The sequence below is a fragment of the Planococcus sp. MSAK28401 genome (assembly GCF_018283455.1).
In the GTDB taxonomy this organism is placed as follows: Bacteria; Bacillota; Bacilli; order Bacillales_A; family Planococcaceae; genus Planococcus; species Planococcus alpniumensis.
The window spans coordinates 20796-38945 of record NZ_JAAMTH010000008.1 but is presented as its reverse complement, the minus strand read 5'-3'; the positions used below and the strand labels follow the sequence as shown (position 1 = coordinate 38945).

Annotated in this window: 15 protein-coding genes; 10 read left to right on the top strand and 5 right to left on the bottom strand. The window is 38.1% G+C overall.

Annotated elements, in window-relative coordinates:
* The first annotated feature begins 16 nt into the window (after positions 1–16).
* Positions 17–3184 (top strand): type I restriction endonuclease subunit R, encoded by a 3168-nt coding sequence (locus G3255_RS18705; RefSeq protein WP_211656115.1) that lies wholly within the window; start codon positions 17–19, stop codon positions 3182–3184.
* Between the two features lie 198 nt (positions 3185–3382).
* Here G3255_RS18705 and G3255_RS18700 read toward each other — a convergent pair whose 3' ends face one another.
* Positions 3383–4096, bottom strand: a complete 714-nt coding sequence (locus G3255_RS18700; RefSeq protein ID WP_442757096.1) for a hypothetical protein — start codon at positions 4094–4096, stop codon at positions 3383–3385.
* 416 nt (positions 4097–4512) lie between these two features.
* Here G3255_RS18700 and G3255_RS18695 point away from each other — a divergent pair, with 416 nt between their 5' ends.
* The 4 genes from G3255_RS18695 to G3255_RS18680 all read left to right on the top strand — a co-directional run bounded on the left by G3255_RS18695 (position 4513) and on the right by G3255_RS18680 (position 8966).
* Complete coding sequence (locus G3255_RS18695; protein WP_211656114.1) at positions 4513–5061, top strand: recombinase family protein; 549 nt, start codon at positions 4513–4515, stop codon at positions 5059–5061.
* A 32-nt stretch (positions 5062–5093) separates the two neighbouring features.
* Entirely contained in the window at positions 5094–6758 is a 1665-nt protein-coding gene (locus G3255_RS18690; RefSeq protein WP_211656113.1) for a hypothetical protein, read from the top strand.
* 404 nt (positions 6759–7162) lie between these two features.
* On the top strand, positions 7163–7417 hold the full coding sequence (locus tag G3255_RS18685) for an SHOCT domain-containing protein (protein ID WP_211656112.1): 255 nt from the start codon (positions 7163–7165) through the stop codon (positions 7415–7417).
* Positions 7418–8003: 586 nt separating this feature from the next.
* Positions 8004–8966, top strand: a complete 963-nt coding sequence (locus G3255_RS18680) for an arsenic resistance protein (protein ID WP_211656111.1) — start codon at positions 8004–8006, stop codon at positions 8964–8966.
* Between the two features lie 45 nt (positions 8967–9011).
* Here G3255_RS18680 and G3255_RS18675 read toward each other — a convergent pair whose 3' ends face one another.
* Positions 9012–9827 carry a ZIP family metal transporter gene (locus G3255_RS18675; protein ID WP_068487683.1) on the bottom strand — a complete coding sequence of 272 codons (816 nt, stop codon included), beginning with the start codon at positions 9825–9827 and terminating at the stop codon, positions 9012–9014.
* A gap of 727 nt (positions 9828–10554) precedes the next feature.
* Here G3255_RS18675 and G3255_RS18670 point away from each other — a divergent pair.
* Entirely contained in the window at positions 10555–10842 is a 288-nt protein-coding gene (locus G3255_RS18670; protein ID WP_211656110.1) for a hypothetical protein, read from the top strand.
* A gap of 65 nt (positions 10843–10907) precedes the next feature.
* Here G3255_RS18670 and G3255_RS18665 read toward each other — a convergent pair whose 3' ends face one another.
* Positions 10908–11336, bottom strand: a complete 429-nt coding sequence (locus G3255_RS18665) for a VanZ family protein (RefSeq protein ID WP_211656109.1) — start codon at positions 11334–11336, stop codon at positions 10908–10910.
* 93 nt (positions 11337–11429) lie between these two features.
* A complete protein-coding gene (locus G3255_RS18660; RefSeq protein ID WP_211656108.1) occupies positions 11430–12047 on the bottom strand; it encodes a class I SAM-dependent methyltransferase in 618 nt (205 codons plus the stop codon).
* A 300-nt stretch (positions 12048–12347) separates the two neighbouring features.
* Between G3255_RS18660 and G3255_RS18655 the strand changes: the two genes are divergently transcribed.
* Positions 12348–13196 (top strand): cation diffusion facilitator family transporter, encoded by an 849-nt coding sequence (locus tag G3255_RS18655; protein ID WP_211656107.1) that lies wholly within the window; start codon positions 12348–12350, stop codon positions 13194–13196.
* Between the two features lie 79 nt (positions 13197–13275).
* Complete coding sequence (locus tag G3255_RS18650) at positions 13276–14205, top strand: cation diffusion facilitator family transporter (RefSeq protein WP_068870655.1); 930 nt, start codon at positions 13276–13278, stop codon at positions 14203–14205.
* A 109-nt stretch (positions 14206–14314) separates the two neighbouring features.
* On the opposite strand, the gene G3255_RS18645 is transcribed toward G3255_RS18650, so the two are convergent.
* Entirely contained in the window at positions 14315–14545 is a 231-nt protein-coding gene (locus G3255_RS18645) for a hypothetical protein (RefSeq protein WP_068870653.1), read from the bottom strand.
* Positions 14546–14850: 305 nt separating this feature from the next.
* Between G3255_RS18645 and G3255_RS18640 the strand changes: the two genes are divergently transcribed.
* Both G3255_RS18640 and G3255_RS18635 read left to right on the top strand, forming a co-directional pair.
* Positions 14851–16296, top strand: a complete 1446-nt coding sequence (locus G3255_RS18640; protein ID WP_068870651.1) for an alpha-amylase family glycosyl hydrolase — start codon at positions 14851–14853, stop codon at positions 16294–16296.
* A 412-nt stretch (positions 16297–16708) separates the two neighbouring features.
* Positions 16709–18127 carry a M23 family metallopeptidase gene (locus G3255_RS18635; protein WP_211656106.1) on the top strand — a complete coding sequence of 473 codons (1419 nt, stop codon included), beginning with the start codon at positions 16709–16711 and terminating at the stop codon, positions 18125–18127.
* Positions 18128–18150 lie beyond the last annotated feature (23 nt).

Sequence of the window (18150 nt, the reverse complement as noted above, 5' to 3'; positions counted from 1 at the left end):
GAAAGGAGGACGATTCATGACCAAGATTCCGCACAACGATGAAGTCGAAGTAGAACGTCGATTAATTCAGGTATTAGGAGAAGGGCATAACCAGTGGAATTATCGGCCTGATCTAAAATCTGAAGAAGATCTCTGGAGGAATTTACGACTAAAGATTACGCACAATAATTTGTCAGAAATCGGTGAACATCCATTAAGCGACAAAGAATTCGATACGATTAAAACCGAATTGTTGTTGAAAACCAAGACGCCTTTTGATGCGGCACGATGGCTCAAAGGAGAAAATGGCATTGCCCGTATCACGATAGAACGTGAAGACAGCTCGCTTCCCTCGGTCTCATTGGTGTTGTATTCCAACCAAGATATTGGGGGAGGCATCTCTACATATGAAGTGGTTCATCAGATTGCGAAACAAAAAGTTGATGCAGACGGTCGTGATCGTCGCTTTGATGTCACGCTGCTAATCAACGGATTACCGATTGTGCAAATTGAATTGAAACAGGCGACATCTAAAGATGGGGTTTTCCAAGCGTATCACCAGATCAAGAAATATGCGGAAGAAGGTATGTTCCGAAATAATATTTTTGCGACGCTGCAGTTGTTTGTCATTTCTAATGAACAAACGACGCGTTATTTTGCAAACGCGATGCCGAAGGAAATGCACAGAAAGTTGGTCTTTAGCTGGCGCACTACGGATAACCGAAAAGTAGACAACCTTTATGAATTTGTTAAACAAGTCCTTAACATTCCAGATGCTCACCGGTTAATTGCGAACTACACAATTGTCAGTGAAGATCAAGACAACAAAGCCCTAATGGTGCTTCACTCGTATCAAATCCATGCGATTGAAGCCTTGTTTTCTTCTGCGATGAAGCATCAATCCGGCTATGTCTGGCACGCAACAGGTTCTGGGAAAACATTAACAAGCTTTGTCTCAACGAAGCTTCTTGCTCGTAAGCCCGGCATCGACCGAACGGTTATGCTGATTGACCGAAAGGACTTGGACAATCAAACGACTAATGAATTCACGAAGTTTGCTTCTGAATTCAATACAGGTATTTCATCTGGAACAGCCAAGTCAAACAGTTTAATTGTGGGGACCGGCAGCTCCAAAGAGTTAAGCGACACCCTGCTATCCAGTGCAAATTCGAATACGGTGATTATCACCACACGGCAAAAATTAGAAGCTGCACTTCGACATGCGGAGAAGCAGGAAGCAGAAAAAGGGTCCCAGCGCTTTCAAAAGCTAATGAGTCAGCATATCGTTTTTGTCGTCGATGAATGTCACCGGGCATTAAGTGCAGAGGGAATGGAATCCATCAAGCAGTTCTTTCCGAATTCTACTTGGTTTGGCTTTACCGGCACACCAATCTTTGAAGAGAATAAAAAACAAGCAAAAGGACGTCTCGCTCGCACTACCCACGACCAGTACGGAGAAGTCCTACATACCTACACCATCAAGAATGCCCTTGATGATGGCGCTGTCTTGGGGTTTCAGGTCGAGCACGAAGATACCGTGGAATCTACATCGCTCGATAACTATATATTTAGCCAGCTACGTCCAAAAGAAATATTTGCGGATCTTAGTGACAATGAATTGAATGACATGATTGATGAAATGGACGGATTGGAAAAGGAATCGTATCTCGAATCCTCCTTTTTTGAAAGCGATGAGCACATTCAAAAGGTTTTACATAAAATGTTCCGTCCAGACAATGCTTATACGAAATTCGATTTTCAAAATGGACGACCTCAAAAATCAGCCATTTTCACCACAAGCTCGATTGAAATGGCGAAGCGCTATTACCATGCCATCAAGAAGATGAAAGCAGATCCCGACTGGTTAACGAAAGAATTTGTCGGACATCCGATTCGCAAGGGACGAACCATCGAAGACGCTAACTTTCCGCGAATTGCGATTACCTATTCGATGCAGGAGAATGAAGCCGATTCCAAACATATTCAAGATGAAATGAAAGAAGTCATTAAGGATTACAACGATTATTACGATACCGCTTGGTCGATAGAAGATATCGATCGATACAATGGCGATATCAACAATCGCTTGGCTCGAAAGCGTGCAGAGTTTAAAACATTTGGAAAACAAGTGGACTTAGTCATTGTCGTGGATCGGCTGTTAACGGGATTCGATGCTCCGACAATTCAAACACTATTCGTCGACCGGAATTTAAGCTACGCCAATCTGATTCAAGCTTTTTCTCGGACCAATCGCACCTATCCAGGTAAGAGCAAAGGATTGATTGTGACGTTCCGAAAACCTGTGACCATGGAACACAATGTAAAAGCCGCAACCAAGTTATACTCGGAGGCACAGGAAGAAAATAACCTGGTGTACCCAAGTTATACCGAATCGAAGAAACGCTTCAAGAAAGCGCATAAGGTGCTTACTACACGAGTAGCCGATCCGGCAGCAATTGATGAACATTCACCAATGGAAGAACGCATTGAGTTTATTAAAGCATTCCAAGAATTGAACAAAGCCTATGAAGCCTTAGTCACCTATGATGATTACAACGACGATATGGAAAAGTCAGAGGCACTTAAAGAACAGGTGAAAGTCTTAGAGGAATACATTGGTGCATATAACACAGTGAAAGGTTCTCTCATCGACGATACGCCTCCCGATGAGCCGACTGACGATGAAACGGATTTTTCAGGAATTGAGTTTTATGGAGATAATGCCAGTACGTTGTATGACATTGATTCTACCTATATCAATTTGCTGTTGGAAACCTATGCAGCCAATAATCAAGATATACGTGAAGAAATTGAAAAAGCCTTACAAAAGCTGAACAAATCAACCGTCGTAAAAGAGGTGTATCGTGACATCTTAAATAGCATCGACACGGGAGATGTTAACGAAGAAGAAGATATTTTTATTGTAAAACGACGTTTCTTCACAGAATCTTTTGATCAAGCGATTCATGCATTCGCAAATACGTGGTTTGTTTCCGAAAATGAGTTACACCTATCCGCCATTCAATACGTAGTCGGGACGCAACCTATCCCAAATATCCGAGGAATTTTAGATAGTAAAAGATTTGATGAATATAAAATAGCCAACCCGGGGATAAGTCCATTGAAATACGGGCCAGAGATGAAACGTCAATGGAACAAACTGCTTGATGAGGTCATTGTGCCATTAGGGGACGAGTTACGTTAGAAACGAAGTAATGGCAAACCCGTTTAATGTGGAAGTAATAAAAAAATTGAGAAATCAGTAAAATGAACCCAAAATGACGATCACTTAAAAATGATCTCATTTTTGGCTCATTTTTTGCTTAAGATGGAAAATTGAATCCATTGCATCGAACTATGAGGCAATTTGAATCACACCTGCCTTCCTTACTATTATTCTTATTTAACTTCGTATTCTTAATCTGCTGGTTGCCACAACAGCATTGGGAGCGTATTTAAGTAGCAGTTCATAAAGTTCTTCTTTTTTTTTCTCAGACATCCTTGGACCGCAAAGTACTTCCATATCTTCAAAAACATCATCTTTTAAAAGTAAATCAACAAACCTAATATCTTCTCTCATTTTGATTTTTTCAAGAAGACGCTTTTCACCCTCTGGTGTATTAAGAAAATCAATATTCATTTCTTTTACTGTTAATGGCAAAGACCTCAACATGTATCTAATCTCTTGTTGTTCACGCCATTCATGTCGCTTATAAATCCCAAGTTGCCCAGTTAATAATGCAAAACCATTAGAATGCTTTTGATGTACAAACGGTTTTAGTAAACGTTCGTCATTGGTATAAATAACCTCGTTTAATGTGGCATGAGGAGGAACAAACGAAACATTACTGGTCAACATTTTATTTAATATGCCAATATTAAATTCCAAATCTCGAATTTCAGTGTATTGACCGTGCAACATAACATTTCTATTAATTGTTTCAGTTTTGAAAATGTTTTTCTTCATTCCTATTCTAATTCCATCTGTTTTTCCATTATTTTCTGCATAATTCCATAATGTTAATGATTCTTCGTATTTTTTTGTCCAGCTGCTAATGTAAATGTAGCGTCCTAGTTTTTGAAGATCTTCTGTTTCACCTTCCTCTAAATCGTCCATGTAATTCAAGCTAGTCATTCTGAATGTGTGGTTCTGAAAAATAAGTTTTAAAGTTTCTAGGTTAGTATAATGATATAAGTGCTCCATTCAATCTCATTCCCTTCTTTCATTTTCAGAACATTGAATAATTTAATAACTTCGTTGCATTCATTGTAACTTAATTGTTTAAACGATAATACGTGGTTTAGAGAAGGAATATTTTAACAGTAAAGACATGTTTTTAAATAAGTTAGTTCAAAGTAAAATATAAAGTCATCCTCTCAAAAACGATGGTTTTTGATAGAGTCAAGGGGAAGGTATAAACCTTCTTCTTTTTTGTACTCTTTTTATATCAAAACTCATACCAAAAACTATGTTTCTTATACGTGGGTATTTGATATAATTAATCTAATAACTGAAGTGAGAAGAGGTAATTTATGATTATCGGATATGCACGAGTCAGCACAATTGATCAATCTTTGAATTTACAATTGGATGCACTAAAAGAATTTGGCTGCGAAGAGATTTTCCAGGAGAAACTATCAGGGGCAAAAGACGATCGTCCGGAATTGTTACAAGCAATCAAGATGTCACGGGCCGGAGATAAATTCGTTGTATATAAATTAGATCGATTAGCCAGATCTACAAAGCGATTGATTGAGATTGCGGAACTGCTTCGAGAAAAGGGTGTGGAGTTTGTCAGTATCCAAGATAATATCGATACGGGGACGGCTGCGGGAAAAGCCATGTTCGGAATGCTATCGGTTTTAGCTGAATTTGAACGGGATATTATTCGAGAACGCACAATGGCAGGATTAAAGGCGGCGAGAGCCAGAGGAAGAAAAGGAGGCAGACCAAAAGTAAATCAACAGAAGTTGAATCAAGCATTGGCTCTTTACCATTCGAAACGAATTAGTGTGAAGGAGATCCAGGAAGCTACGGGGATTTCAGCTGCCACTTTATATCGTGCTTTAAAAAAAGAATGAATCGTACATAAAAGTTAGAAAAGGAGAAAATAATGAACTCTACAATCAGTCATGGAATTTTAAATAACGTTGTAGTCTTTGAAGCTTTTGATAGTTCCAAAGGTGATTCTTTTAAAAAGTATATAAAGACTTTAGAAAAGCTGAGTAAGAATGAATTAATTATTTCAAACATTAGTATGGAAAAAGAAGTGAATTTTAGAGAGTTTTTTTCTAATGCCATAGTTGATAGAAAACAATATAAAGATAGAAATATAGATTCTTTAACGTCAGATTTAAAAGGCGATTTTTTTGATATTCCAAATGAAGAATTTTTTATGGGATACTTTGAAAAGCCTCATGAGGAAGAAGGGGCTACTAGAATCGATTTACTAGAGGAGAGTCAAACTGTACATTTATTGAGGTTTATAGCTAATAACCAACGAGAAGAAACGCATTCGAATCAACCTTTATTAGATACCAAAAACACGTTTATGCTCTATCCATTAAAAGTTATTATTAATGAAATTTCTATATTTGTAGATATAAGAATAACAGTTTATAAACACGGATATGCAATTTTAAATTTTTCTACTAACTTAATAGATTTGGACTTAGAGAAGTTTAACGTAAATCAATGGGATATAGATATAGATTCAGCTTTCTTGCCTAGATTTATGCTTAATTTAGAAAATAAAAATCAGTATAAAAGCGAAACTACTAAGGAAAAAGTGAAATACAATAAATTGGGGAGGTGCAAAGATTTAGCAAGTGCGATTAAAAGATATGTAGATATTATTCAATTAGTTATTGGCAACGAGCAATTAGAAAGAGAAACTTTTCACACTTTAATGATTTCACATGAAAGAGATTTAGGAAAAAGAGATACGCCAGCCTATAAAGAAAATATATATAAGCTTCTTCATACGCCGGTATTAACCATGCCACCTCAACTGCACATAGATAAGTTCTTCGACGGAAACCTATTCGAGAAAAAAGGTTTTTCGAACACGTATGGAAATCAACATAGACTTATATATGTAGTTTCAGAGGAAAGATTTAGTAATTTCCAAAAAGAATTCCCTTTATATACTGATAATGTAGTAATAGAACATTTTTATGAGGGTTTTCATGGAGACTACTTCTTTGCAATAGAGAAATTAATGTTGAAAAAAATAACCGATTGGAAATATATGTATAATTTTTTCGGTGAAACAATTTCTTCTCGAAAATTATACAAGATAAATCTTAATAGGATATCTGAATCTAGGTTTGAAAATAACCAAGTATTTTATCAATACAGTTCAATGCTTGAATTAGTAGATGCATTGTTTAAAAGTTGTATAGATAAAAATGTAACAAATATTCTTGAAGAGAATAAAAGTAAAGTTTTAGAAATCAGTGAACTCAGAAGAAATATCATAATATCAGAAGTTAGCGTCTTATCCTCTATTCTGGTTATTCTCTTAACTTCTATTTTATCTATTCCTGCTTTAACTCAAACTATGGAGTTCTTTAATATTAAGAATGAATACTTTATTAGTTTTTCTTATGTAATAGTACAAACTCTAGTGCTAGTAACCGTAATAGCAGCATTTCGGGATAGACTCATGGAGTTCTTTAGAAATATGATCAATTTTCCTAAAAATAAATTTCGACACTACAAAGCTATACAAAACACCAAAAAATATTTTCGTGATAAGAATAATAAAACTAAGTGAGCCTTTATTTGTTATGCTATGTTCGAAAATGTATCGAGTAATAATAGAACGTTCGTAAAGTGTATTTACACAATTACGAACGTTTTTTCGGTAGTTTTGGACTGTAATCAAAGTGTTCGTAAAAGTGTACATTTGCGAACGTTTATTAAAGTAGACGTTAATATAGAGTTCCAATAACAACGGAATAATGTTGTTTGTCATGAAAATGAAATTTTAAAGACACGACATAAGATGCTGGTATTGGAAAGCTATTTCAAAGAAAACTCGAAGTATTTCAAATTGAAAAATCTACTAATTTTTATCTAATTATTCTTAATGTTATAAACATTGATGGTATACTAGTAATAAATAAAATGAATTGGAATGGCTCGTGTCAAACAGGTTATAAAGGAGGTACAACAGCAATGTGGAATTATGGAATGCATAATGGAAGTTGGGCTATTATGTTCTTTTGGGCTTTTGTGCTGCTATTGATTATCATCCTGGCCGTATGGCTCGTGATTTATTTCATGCGGAAAAATCCGTCTGCAGAAGGTGGGAGCCGTTCTTCTTCTAATGCAGTGGATCTGTTGAAAGAGCGTTATGCACGTGGCGAAATCAGCACGGAAGAATACCGGGAGCGCTTGCGAGAACTAGAGGGATACGACACCTCAAAATAGGGGACGCATTGAATGGGCTAGACGGAGGTTTTAAAATAGCAGGTTCCTTTTTCTTAACAATTAGTGGAACGAAATACAGCGTGAGATTTATATAATGCAGTATCTCCCAAGTTGATTCGATTTAATGAAGAATTGTTGAACCTCTAAGTAGTCTTTATGAGATTAATCAATACAACATCGAAGACTTTGTAGAAAGGATGAAATAACTCTTGCAAGGTCTTCAAACAAGGTGTTGAGAACGTTAGTTATACTTTGTTCCACAAGAGGTACTAACTTAATGATTTGATACAACAAATAGTGAGAGCCCATTTTCTTGTCCTTCAGGAGAATGGGTTTTTAGGGTTTGGGGTACAGGAATTACAAGAGGTCGGCATATAGTTCTGGTTTTAGAGAGGGCGTAATAGAATTCTCCGTCATAATCTTAGTTATTGCTAGAAATTAATTGCCAATAATAGCTTTTCAGGATTTTTTCTTCCGCTCGGATTCAAAGTCAAGATTCACAAGGCAATCGGATGCCACTTCCGGTATCCTGATAGAGAGGAGGCGCTCGAATATGCTTTCTCTTTATCATCTAAGGAGTGTCATTATGAACGTATTAGAGAAATTTCAAACCGTCATTATTCTAAGCGCAGTTGGGCTCGGCCTTTTATTTGGCCAGGTCCACTTTTTTGAGCAATACGCCGAATCCTTCATCGTGCCATTTTTATTGCTGATGCTCTATGGATTATTTTTAACCATTCCATTGCAGCACCTGAAGGATACTTTTAAAAATCGCAAGTTTTTCACTGTCAGTATGCTTATCAATTTTGTCTGGACACCTTTAGTGGCCTGGGGACTTGGGGCGATCTTCCTTGCAGATCATCCAGCCCTGTGGATTGGATTTATCATGCTGATGGTAACGCCTTGTACAGACTGGTACCTCATGTTCACTTCCATTGCCAAAGGGAATGTGCCCTTGTCCACGTCCATTTTGCCGATTAATTTGATTCTGCAGGTCGTGCTGTTGCCGGTTTACCTATTCATTTTCGCTGGCACGATTGAGCCGATTCCATTGTCGACGATCGGCAAAAGCATTGTCCTGGTACTGGTTATTCCGTTTGTGCTAGCACATTTGACGCGTTATGCCTTGCGGAAGAGAAAAGCCTTCTTGAATGAGAAACTCGTCTCTTTTTTCGCTACAGCACAGATTTTCTTTTTATCTTTGGCGATTATGGCGATGTTTGCTTCTCAAGGGAAGTACCTACTTGATAATCTTGAAATCATTTCCATCTTGTTGCTGCCTGTTTTATTGTTCTTTATTATTAATTTTATTTTGGTGCAAACAGCAGGGAAAGCCCTGAAGTTTTCCTATGAAGATACGGTGAGCTTAAGCCTGACGACTATCGCACGTAATTCGCCTGTCTCACTGGCCATTGCAGTTGTCGCCTTTCCGGACCAGCCTCTAATCGCCTTGGCCTTGGTTATCGGCCCGTTGATCGAATTGCCCATTCTAGCACTCGTTTCCCAGTTGTTGCTTTCTCTAAGGAGAGCAAGTATAGGAGAAAGCTAAATATAATATCCGTTTCACAGGCCTAGGTTCGGAGCTTACTTGAAATTAGCCGAGGGCGACATCAAGAATCATCATGATTGTAAACCCAACCATTAAACTCATCGAAGCCAAGTCTGAATTCCCTTTTTCTTGGGAACTTGGAATTACTTCTTCGACGACTACAAAAATCATTGCACCTGCTGCAAAGCTCAATGCATAAGGCAGTAAGGGTTCTATAAATACCACTGCCAGCGCACCGATGATGGCGGCGACCGGTTCAACCATCCCAGAGAATTGACCGTAAAGAAAGCTTTTTCGCCGCGAAAATCCATCGCGTCGAAGAGGCATGGAGACAGCTAGGCCTTCCGGGAAGTTCTGGATACCGATGCCGATTGCCAAAGCAATTGCACCTGCTAGAGAGGCCGATGGAAATCCAGCAGCCACAGCTCCGAATGCCACGCCGATTGCTAGCCCTTCGGGAATGTTGTGTAGTGTAATGGCGAAAACAAGCAAAGAGCTCTTCTTTCTTTTAGCTGAGTGGAATCCCTCAGACTTTTCTAAGGATGCATTTGGATGAAGGTGAGGGAGGATTTTATCTACTGACCATAAAAATATGCCGCCCAGTAAAAAGCCGATGGCCGCAGGCATCCAAGCTGGTAAAGAGCCACCTTCTCCCATATCAATGGCAGGAGCAAGAAGCGACCAATAACTTGCCGCAATCATTACCCCTCCAGCAAACCCGAGCATGCTATCCAGGAAACGTTGATTGACGCCTTTTGTAGTAAATACTAACGCTGCGCCCAGTGCCGTCATGCCCCATGTGAATAATGTACCAATAAATGCTTGAACAACTGGATCTAGACCTTTAAACAACTCCATCATGTCAATTTTCCTCCTATGAAAAATGTATTTCGAAAAACTTGATGCTATGTTTTGTTTCGAGCAAAAAAAGGTGGGTTCAGTTAATTAAATGCAATAAAAAAAGCTGAGTAAAGCTCACTTCTTCATGAGCTTTACATATCAGCTTCTTTTGAAAACCTGTATGGTAACTTGATTTATAAAGCAGCGAGTTATTTGGTGATATAGTCATTCAGAGTTAGTGTAACTTTATGAATGGGTTACTGAAAAACTCTTTGGCTTGGAATAATGTTGAATGTATTCTCTATAATCCATTTGTAAGAAGAATCGTGTATTCTTTCCTTTTCAATAGATATATTATTGTATATGATTTGCTTATTACTGAGCTCCCAAATTACGTATGTTGCTTATGGCCAACTAACAGTTGAAGCTTGTATATCGGGTGTTTACATAATTAACTTGAAGTCCTAAAACTATTTATACTGTCTAATAAGTAATTACCTATGCCATGGAACAGCTGACTGGAAATATAGAAGTTAACGAAGACAGGAGTCAGACAAGTATAGCATGTATTATTTTCGTTTCCTTGACCCAATCCTCGCTATTCGTCATTTAAATTTTCATGCGGAGGGGATTAATAAATTAACTGCACTAAATGTAAATAAGTTTGTGGATGTTAGCATATCCTATTAATGTAATGGCTTAATCTATTGGTTTAGTTTCGAAATATAAAAAGTAAGGAGATTTATTAGTGAAAAGTAAAAATGAGTTTTCTTTTTCGAATTTAGAAACTAGGGTCATAAAAGAAGTCAAGAAATGCTTAGCAGAAGAGAAGAAAGAAACACTGAGTAATGGACTTAGATTTATAACGTATTTTTTGAGGAATTCTACTTCCTACGGAGTGCTAGTGAAAAATACTAAAGAGGTAGAGAAGGATTTAAATTTATCGACTTATCGACTTACTAAGATATTAAAAATTCTTGAATGCCATCAGGTTATATACCGTAGAAAAGGTGTTATTGGGCTATGGAGAACGTGAGTAAAGGGGCTCGTTTTATTCTTCTCAGTACGGATTATTGAGGTTAGCTAGAAAAGCATCGTCTCCTATCCGTTTTTGCTGAATTCATTTTTAAAGTTGAGAACTCTGATAATCAGTTGATGGGCTAGAAAAATACCGATTAAATCGATGCCCACATCAAAGAGCCTGCCGTTTCTATCGAAAAACAACTGAAAAACTTCTGAGAAAAAGGCAAATGATGTGCATAAAAACCAGGAATAGAAAGTTTGCTTTAGCCAAATGAACGTTAAAATATATAGAATCCCAAAGGATAACAAATGGCCAGTTTTTTGTGCTAAGTAAAAAGCATCATTGAAAGCAACGTCACTAAATTTCAGTAATTCAAGAAAATTAGGCTGTAAGTTTATCTGATACTCTACGACTTGATCAACTAAAAAAGCATATGCATCGCTTGTGGACATAACCGCTAAAATCACTGATGCCCATAGAATTACTAAAAAGAGAGGGAATCGCATCGACACTGTCCTTTCTTAGTTTAAGTAGAAACCCAACTAAATTTTCGAAAAGGTTTTGAATAAGACAAAGACAAAAGGGATCAATTAAAGTATTTATTCTTTTCTGTAGCGGATTTTAGTATAAAAACCGTTAAACATAACAGGACTTTTGTCTATGAGCTTTAGATAATATTTGTTTTCTTCGAACAAAGCTTCGAAACTCAAGGCAATATCGGTCCCAAGTAGTTTGACGAAAGGCCTAGCTAGTCTTCGTTGAATTGAAGAGCTTGTTTCAGTTGAAGAAAACTTATCGAAAATAATGAGTTCCCCACCATTTTTAAGTACGCGTGTCATTTCTCGCAAACAAATATTCGGATCAGGTACAACAGAAAGTATCAGGCTGGCAATGACAAAATCAAACTGATCGTCATCAAAATCCAGTTTTTGAGCATCCATTTCTAAAAAACTAATAGCAGAATCAGGATATTTTTTGCGCGCCTTTTCTAACATGTCGGGAGATAAGTCAATCGCGGTAATAGTAAAGTGTTGAGGATTGAATAACTCCAAGTCGGCTCCTGTCCCCACTCCTACAAATAATAGATTTGAGTGCTTTTCAAACTTCACATCTTGGAAAACTTTCTTCCTGGCTTCTAAGAAAGGCCCAGTATTGAAGATCTGATCATAGATAGGCGACCAAATCCTATACATTATTTTATTCCAAGCATTGTTCACTCTCTCTACCTCCCAGTTAGAATGTCCATATTTGGTATAGGCAAGGATAGAACAGATGAAAAGGAGTTTGACATTCCTTTTTCTCTGTCACATTCTTTATCTCTTCCTTAATTTCCTGCTTGCCGAAACTCTTCTTCATAAGCAATTATGGAAATTGCGCCTATCATTTACCAAGGTGTATTTCATGAGCTTTGGGGAATATATAAACTACTCAGTGACATGGAGTGAGTTAAGCCTTGGGTAAAATCAAAATTTGTACGTCATTTTTTATTTAACTGTAATGAGAAAGGAGGAGAACAGATGGCAACAGCTCATAAGGATGAGAAAAATATCAAATTGGCTTTTTTCATCAACTTGCTTTTTTCTATAGGCGAATTTATTGGGGGTTTCTTAATTAATAGCGTGGCTATTATGTCTGACGCTGTACATGACTTGGGGGATGCAACAGCATTGGGGCTTTCTTGGTTTCTGCAAAAATTCTCGAAGAAGAAAGGCGACCAAAAGTTCAGTTTCGGTTACAAGCGTTTTTCGCTGCTGGGAGCTTTGATTAATGCACTCATTTTAATTGCGGGTTCTATTTATATTTTCTTTCAAGCCATACCTCTTCTATTCAACCCCGAGCACTCCAATGCCCAAGGAATGGTTTGGTTTGCAATTGCCGGTGTGTTGTTAAATGGATTTGCGGCATACAGGCTACATAAAGGCAAGTCAGTAAATGAAGGCGTGCTTACTTGGCATCTGTTAGAAGACGTCCTAGGTTGGGTTGCCGTACTAATAGTAGGTATCGTTTTGTTGTTCAAAGACATCCATATACTTGATCCCATTTTATCGATTGCCATTGCTTTATTTATACTGTTCAATGTCTTTCGGAATTTATCGAAAACCATGAAAATATTGCTCGAAGGTGTGCCTCAGGAGATCGATTTGGATGAAGTCCATTCAAGAATTGAGAAAATTCCTGGGGTGCTTTCAGTAAAGGATCTGCATATATGGTCAATTGATGGGGAGGAGCATGCGATGAATGTGTGCCTGTCGGTCACAGGCGAAAACTTGGCAGATTCAACTGCAATTAAGGAAAAGGTCCGGAGTACAATTTCGGATCTTCAAATCATTCACTCTACAATTGAAATGGACTGGAAGACTCAGTGATTGCCAAGGTCCCGTCATGGGAATAACCAGTTGATCAATATTACTTTTGTAAAGATGTCCAATAAGGGAGGTGTCGTAAATGGGAAGTGACCATGACCACGCACATGGACGCAATAAAAAAACCTTATTAATTTCTTTTTTGATTATTACGGTTTATATGGTTGTAGAAGCGATTGGCGGCTTTCTGACAAATAGCCTGGCATTGATCGCGGATGCTGGACATATGTTGAGCGATTCGATTTCCTTAGGAATTGGTTTTTTAGCTTTTACAATTGGGGAAAAGGCAGCGGATCAAGCTAAGACTTATGGTTACAAGAGGTTTGAAATCTTGGCTGCCGTCTTCAATGGAGTAACATTGGTGTTAATCTCACTTTACATTTTTTACGAGGCCTACCATCGGTTTTCTGATCCGCCAGAAGTCGCTACAACAGGCATGTTGATTATTGCCATTATCGGTCTATTAGTAAATATATTGGTTGCCTGGATTTTGACCAGAGGTGGAGATACTAAGGACAATTTGAATCTCCGAGCCGCCTTCCTACATGTACTGAGTGATTTGTTGGGTTCTGTAGGAGCTATAACAGCCGCATTGCTAATAATCTTTTTCGGCTGGGCATGGGCCGATCCTTTAGCTAGTGTCGTTGTGGCCATACTTGTTTTAATAAGTGGTTGGCGTGTCACAAAGGAAGCTATTCATGTATTGATGGAAGGGACTCCGACAGATGTAAGTATCGATCGCATAACAGATACAATTGAAAAAATCCCAGGAGTAAATAATATACACGATTTGCATGTCTGGAGCATCACTAGCGGAAAAAACGCATTATCGGGCCATGTGGTGATAGAGAATGGCCTTTCTTTCGAAGAAAGCCAACTCATATTAAGAGAAATTGAGGCTGCAATGATAAAACAACAAATTACCCATATAACAATTCAATTGGAATCACAAGACCATCCTCATATAGAGTCTATTCATGGGGATTTGAAGGATTTAGAAGACTCCCGTTAGCTTTTGCAGATACTTCATTTGAAAGTGCTTGGAATAGAGTGTTCAAAAATATTTTGATAAAAAAGAGCGACGGAAAGCCCGTCGCTCTTTTTTATTGTTCCCTTATCATTCACTTGAGTTTCAACTCGGACTCTTTTACTGTCTCTCTTATTTTTCGTTGCTGATAAAACACTTTTGACCATAAATAGATGGCAAACCCAAGGAATAGAATCGGTACTTGCCATCCAGTGGTACCCGTGACAAAAAAGTCATAAATAGACCAGCCGAGCAAGGCTATAAAGTAAAATAGAAATCCAAAAGTCGTCGATTTATCTTGTGGCTTTTTATTTGAAGAGAGCATGATATTCCTCCTTAGAATTATTGAAAGAGCGATATTTTATTTTTGGACCATTGTTAATATCCTGTTTAACTGTAATACATGTTTCGAGAAAATCAATACCTATTGCCTCCTTAATTACAGAATAAAGTGTACTAATAGCTTAACCTACTGAAGCTTCATCCAAGTAAGCTTAAATATTCACAGGATCGATAAAACTTTAAGCAGAGTTTATGAAGTATTTGATTTTATATAGAAGAGAAAATTGATATTTGTTACACTGAACCGAATCTGAAAACGAGTTTGGTATTTTTGAGGAGGAAAATTGTGTGAAAAAGAGATGGGTTTCAATCCTGTTGGTGGGATTTTTACTATTCAATTTAGCAAGGCCGATAGAAGCTTCAGAGAATAATGAGTTGCAAGATGAAATTATTTATGACCTATTGGTGGATCGATTCTTTAATAAGGGAATTCAAAATGATATCAATGTGAATTCCCTAGACCCTAATTCATTTAGCGGGGGAGATTTTGCAGGACTAAGCAGCGAAATGCAGTACATCAAAGATATGGGGTTTACCATGATTTCCGTTGGGCCTATCTTCTCTGCGACTTCCTATGATGGGACAGCCGTGGTGGATTACGATGAGTTAGAGTCACGTTTTGGTACTCAGGAGGAATGGAAAGAAGTTATAAACAAAGCCCACGAACTGGATTTAAAGGTAATGATTGATCTGCCGACTCAGGAATTGAGTGAACAACATGTGTGGCGGGAAAGTCATCCTGAATGGTTTGTTGAAAATAAAAATGGAACCGTCGCTCTGGAGACCGCTAATCGTCAAGTACAAGATCAATTAATTGAACAATTTGAAGGCTTCATCGAAAAATATGCGATTGACGGTATTCGAATAAAAAAGGCAGATAGCTTGGATCCAGCCTTTATAACTCGATTTTCTGAAAGCCTAAAAAGCATTCGGGATCTCTATGTAATAAGCGATGATGTAACACCGCCTCAAGACGGCCTTGATGCTGTGGTCATGCCAGGAATTGAGACTGCTTTAAGAGATAGCTATAAGAGTTTTAACCCTAATGAAACAGAGCTTTCCGGTTCTTGGGAAGAAGCAGAGGGCAAGCTGATTCAAGTTGATTCTCTCCTCACTTCCCGGTTCACTGCGGACACCGTCCAAGAAGGCGGCTTCCCGCCAACACGATGGAAGTTGCTTACCTTTCAATTATTAACTATGCCAGGGATTCCTGTCATACAATATGGTTCTGAAATTGCTGTTAACGGGCGAACGACTCCTGATACCCATCCGATCTTGGATTTAGGAGTAGACGAGGAATTAATCGACCATATAGCCAACTTGACTTCTCTGCGTAATCAATCGGCAGCCTTGCGGACGGGTAGTATGGAAGTATTACACGAGGAAGACGGCTGGTTTGTATATAAGCGGTCAAACGAAGAAGAAGCCTGGATTATCGCCATTAACAATTCTTCCTCTACACAAAGTTTGACTTTGCCAGCCAGTGTAGTTGGCGACGATAAGGAATTGCGTGGATTATTCGAAAACAATATTGCGCGTCAGGATGAAGAGGGAAATTACCGGATCACTTTAGATAGAGAATTAGGAGAAGCTTTCAATATCATCGAACAAAAAGGCTTCAATAAAGCCTATATCGCGGCGTTAGTAGTCTTATATATCTCCTTCTTAACGTTCTTGTTTTTAGCTTGGCGTCGAGGAAGAAAGAAAAAGAAGGCTGCCACTGCTAAAAAATAATTCCTCCTTAAAAATTCAATACGGTCATAGTGGCTTTAGAATCGTTCAAGATGCTTGGGTATGTTATATATCCAAGCATCTTTATTTGATTCCGTTATCTCCTAATTAGGAGCATCGATTGGTACTTACAGAAAAAAATGAATAAAAAAGCTGAGATTCTGCACTGGGAAATACCTTGAATTAAAAACGAAATTGCAAGGTTCCTGTAACAAATGTAAAAGAGCACCATGATACACTGGTACAGTTGGATTTTAAAATCGGGTTTCTAGGATAATAAAGTGTTTTGAAATGACTGGTGAGTCCTGGAAGACAACTGATTATAAAACGATATATTTTAGCGCGAATTTTAAATGATGTAGTACTGACCTATACATAAAGAAATAAGAGTTAAAGTACGAGAGGGGAAGTAACAATGAGAAAGCAGTGGTTATTAACCGGTTTATCTTCTATTTTGGCATTCTCCATTTTAATGCCTACAGTAAATGCGGATAAATTGAGTGAACTCGAACAAGAGAAACAGGAAATAGAGCAAAAACAGAATGATTTAAACAAAGGAATTAATAATAAAGCAAACGAAATTTCCAAGAATCAATCAGCTCTGGAAAAAATCATGGAAGAAATTCAAAGCTTGGATAAACAAATTCAAGAAACGACATCAAAAGTTGCAGTTGTCGAAGGCGAAATTGAACAAACGACAGCGGAAATAAAGGATTTACAAGATTCAATCGCTAAGTTAAAGAAAAAAATTGATGAGCGAACAGAATTACTGAAAGAACGGGCACGAGCTATCCAAATGAGTGGCGGATCCGTTGATTATATAGATGTTTTGCTTGGGGCTGAGGATTTTGTTGATTTTATTGATCGATTTTCGGCTGTTAATACGTTAATTGAAGCCGACCGTGAAATCATGCGTACCCAAGAAGAAGATAAAGAATTATTGGCAAATCAAAAGGCCCAGGTGGAAACCAAGCTTGCTAAACAAGAAGAGCGTAGAGCAGAGCTTGAAAAACTTAGAAATGAGCTCAATGGACAAAAAGCTGAACAAGATGGTCTCGCAAAAGATTTGAAGGCAGAACAGCAGCGATTGGCAGCAGAAAAATCCGATTTAGAGCAACAACGTTCTGAAGCACTTGATGTATCAGCAGATTTAGAAAATCAAATTACCAAAGAGCAAGAACGTCTAGCCGAAGTAGCTAGAAAAGCTGAAGAAGAACGAAAACGTAAGTTAGCTCAGGAACGTAAAGCAGCAGCAGAGCAGGCAGCAAAGAAAAAAACACAAGCACAAAAAGTACAAGCACAAAAAGCGCAAGAACAAAAAGCCGAAAAATCTGCGGAGTCTGTTGAAAGTTCGTCAAAATCTACAGAATCGGCTGTATTAGCAAGCGAGCCAGAAGCTCAGGCTACCCCAGCTGTATCGTCAGGATCTCCCTTCATTCGGCCGACTACTGGACGAGTGACATCTAACTTTGGATGGCGTGATATTGGTGATGGACCTGAGTTTACTTCAGGCATGGATATTGCAAATGGTGTCGGTACAGCAATAACAGCTGCTGCAGATGGATATGTTTCTCATGCAGGTGTTATGGGGGGATTAGGAAATGCGGTAGTTATCACCCATTCCGTCAACGGACAAACGTTCACTACTGTATATGGCCATATGAGCGCGCTTAACGTATCTGAAGGACAAAAAGTGACTCAGGGACAACGAATCGGCGGAATGGGAAGTACTGGCCGTTCTACAGGGTCACATCTTCATTTTGAAATTCACATTGGTATCTGGAATGGTTCAAGTTCAAATGCAGTAGATCCAAGAAACTACATCGGTTCTTGATAAGCAAATCTTTTCACCATGTT

Coding starts and splice junctions, on each gene's coding strand:
- G3255_RS18680 (WP_211656111.1), top strand. CDS start 8,004: ATGAACGTATTAGAGAAATTTCAAACCGTCATTATTCTAAGCGCAGTT.
- G3255_RS18705 (WP_211656115.1), top strand. CDS start 17: ATGACCAAGATTCCGCACAACGATGAAGTCGAAGTAGAACGTCGATTA.
- G3255_RS18665 (WP_211656109.1), bottom strand. CDS start 11,336: ATGCGATTCCCTCTCTTTTTAGTAATTCTATGGGCATCAGTGATTTTA.
- G3255_RS18690 (WP_211656113.1), top strand. CDS start 5,094: ATGAACTCTACAATCAGTCATGGAATTTTAAATAACGTTGTAGTCTTT.
- G3255_RS18650 (WP_068870655.1), top strand. CDS start 13,276: ATGGGAAGTGACCATGACCACGCACATGGACGCAATAAAAAAACCTTA.
- G3255_RS18700 (WP_442757096.1), bottom strand. CDS start 4,096: ATGGACGATTTAGAGGAAGGTGAAACAGAAGATCTTCAAAAACTAGGA.
- G3255_RS18675 (WP_068487683.1), bottom strand. CDS start 9,827: ATGATGGAGTTGTTTAAAGGTCTAGATCCAGTTGTTCAAGCATTTATT.
- G3255_RS18645 (WP_068870653.1), bottom strand. CDS start 14,545: ATGCTCTCTTCAAATAAAAAGCCACAAGATAAATCGACGACTTTTGGA.
- G3255_RS18695 (WP_211656114.1), top strand. CDS start 4,513: ATGATTATCGGATATGCACGAGTCAGCACAATTGATCAATCTTTGAAT.
- G3255_RS18685 (WP_211656112.1), top strand. CDS start 7,163: ATGTGGAATTATGGAATGCATAATGGAAGTTGGGCTATTATGTTCTTT.
- G3255_RS18655 (WP_211656107.1), top strand. CDS start 12,348: ATGGCAACAGCTCATAAGGATGAGAAAAATATCAAATTGGCTTTTTTC.
- G3255_RS18635 (WP_211656106.1), top strand. CDS start 16,709: ATGAGAAAGCAGTGGTTATTAACCGGTTTATCTTCTATTTTGGCATTC.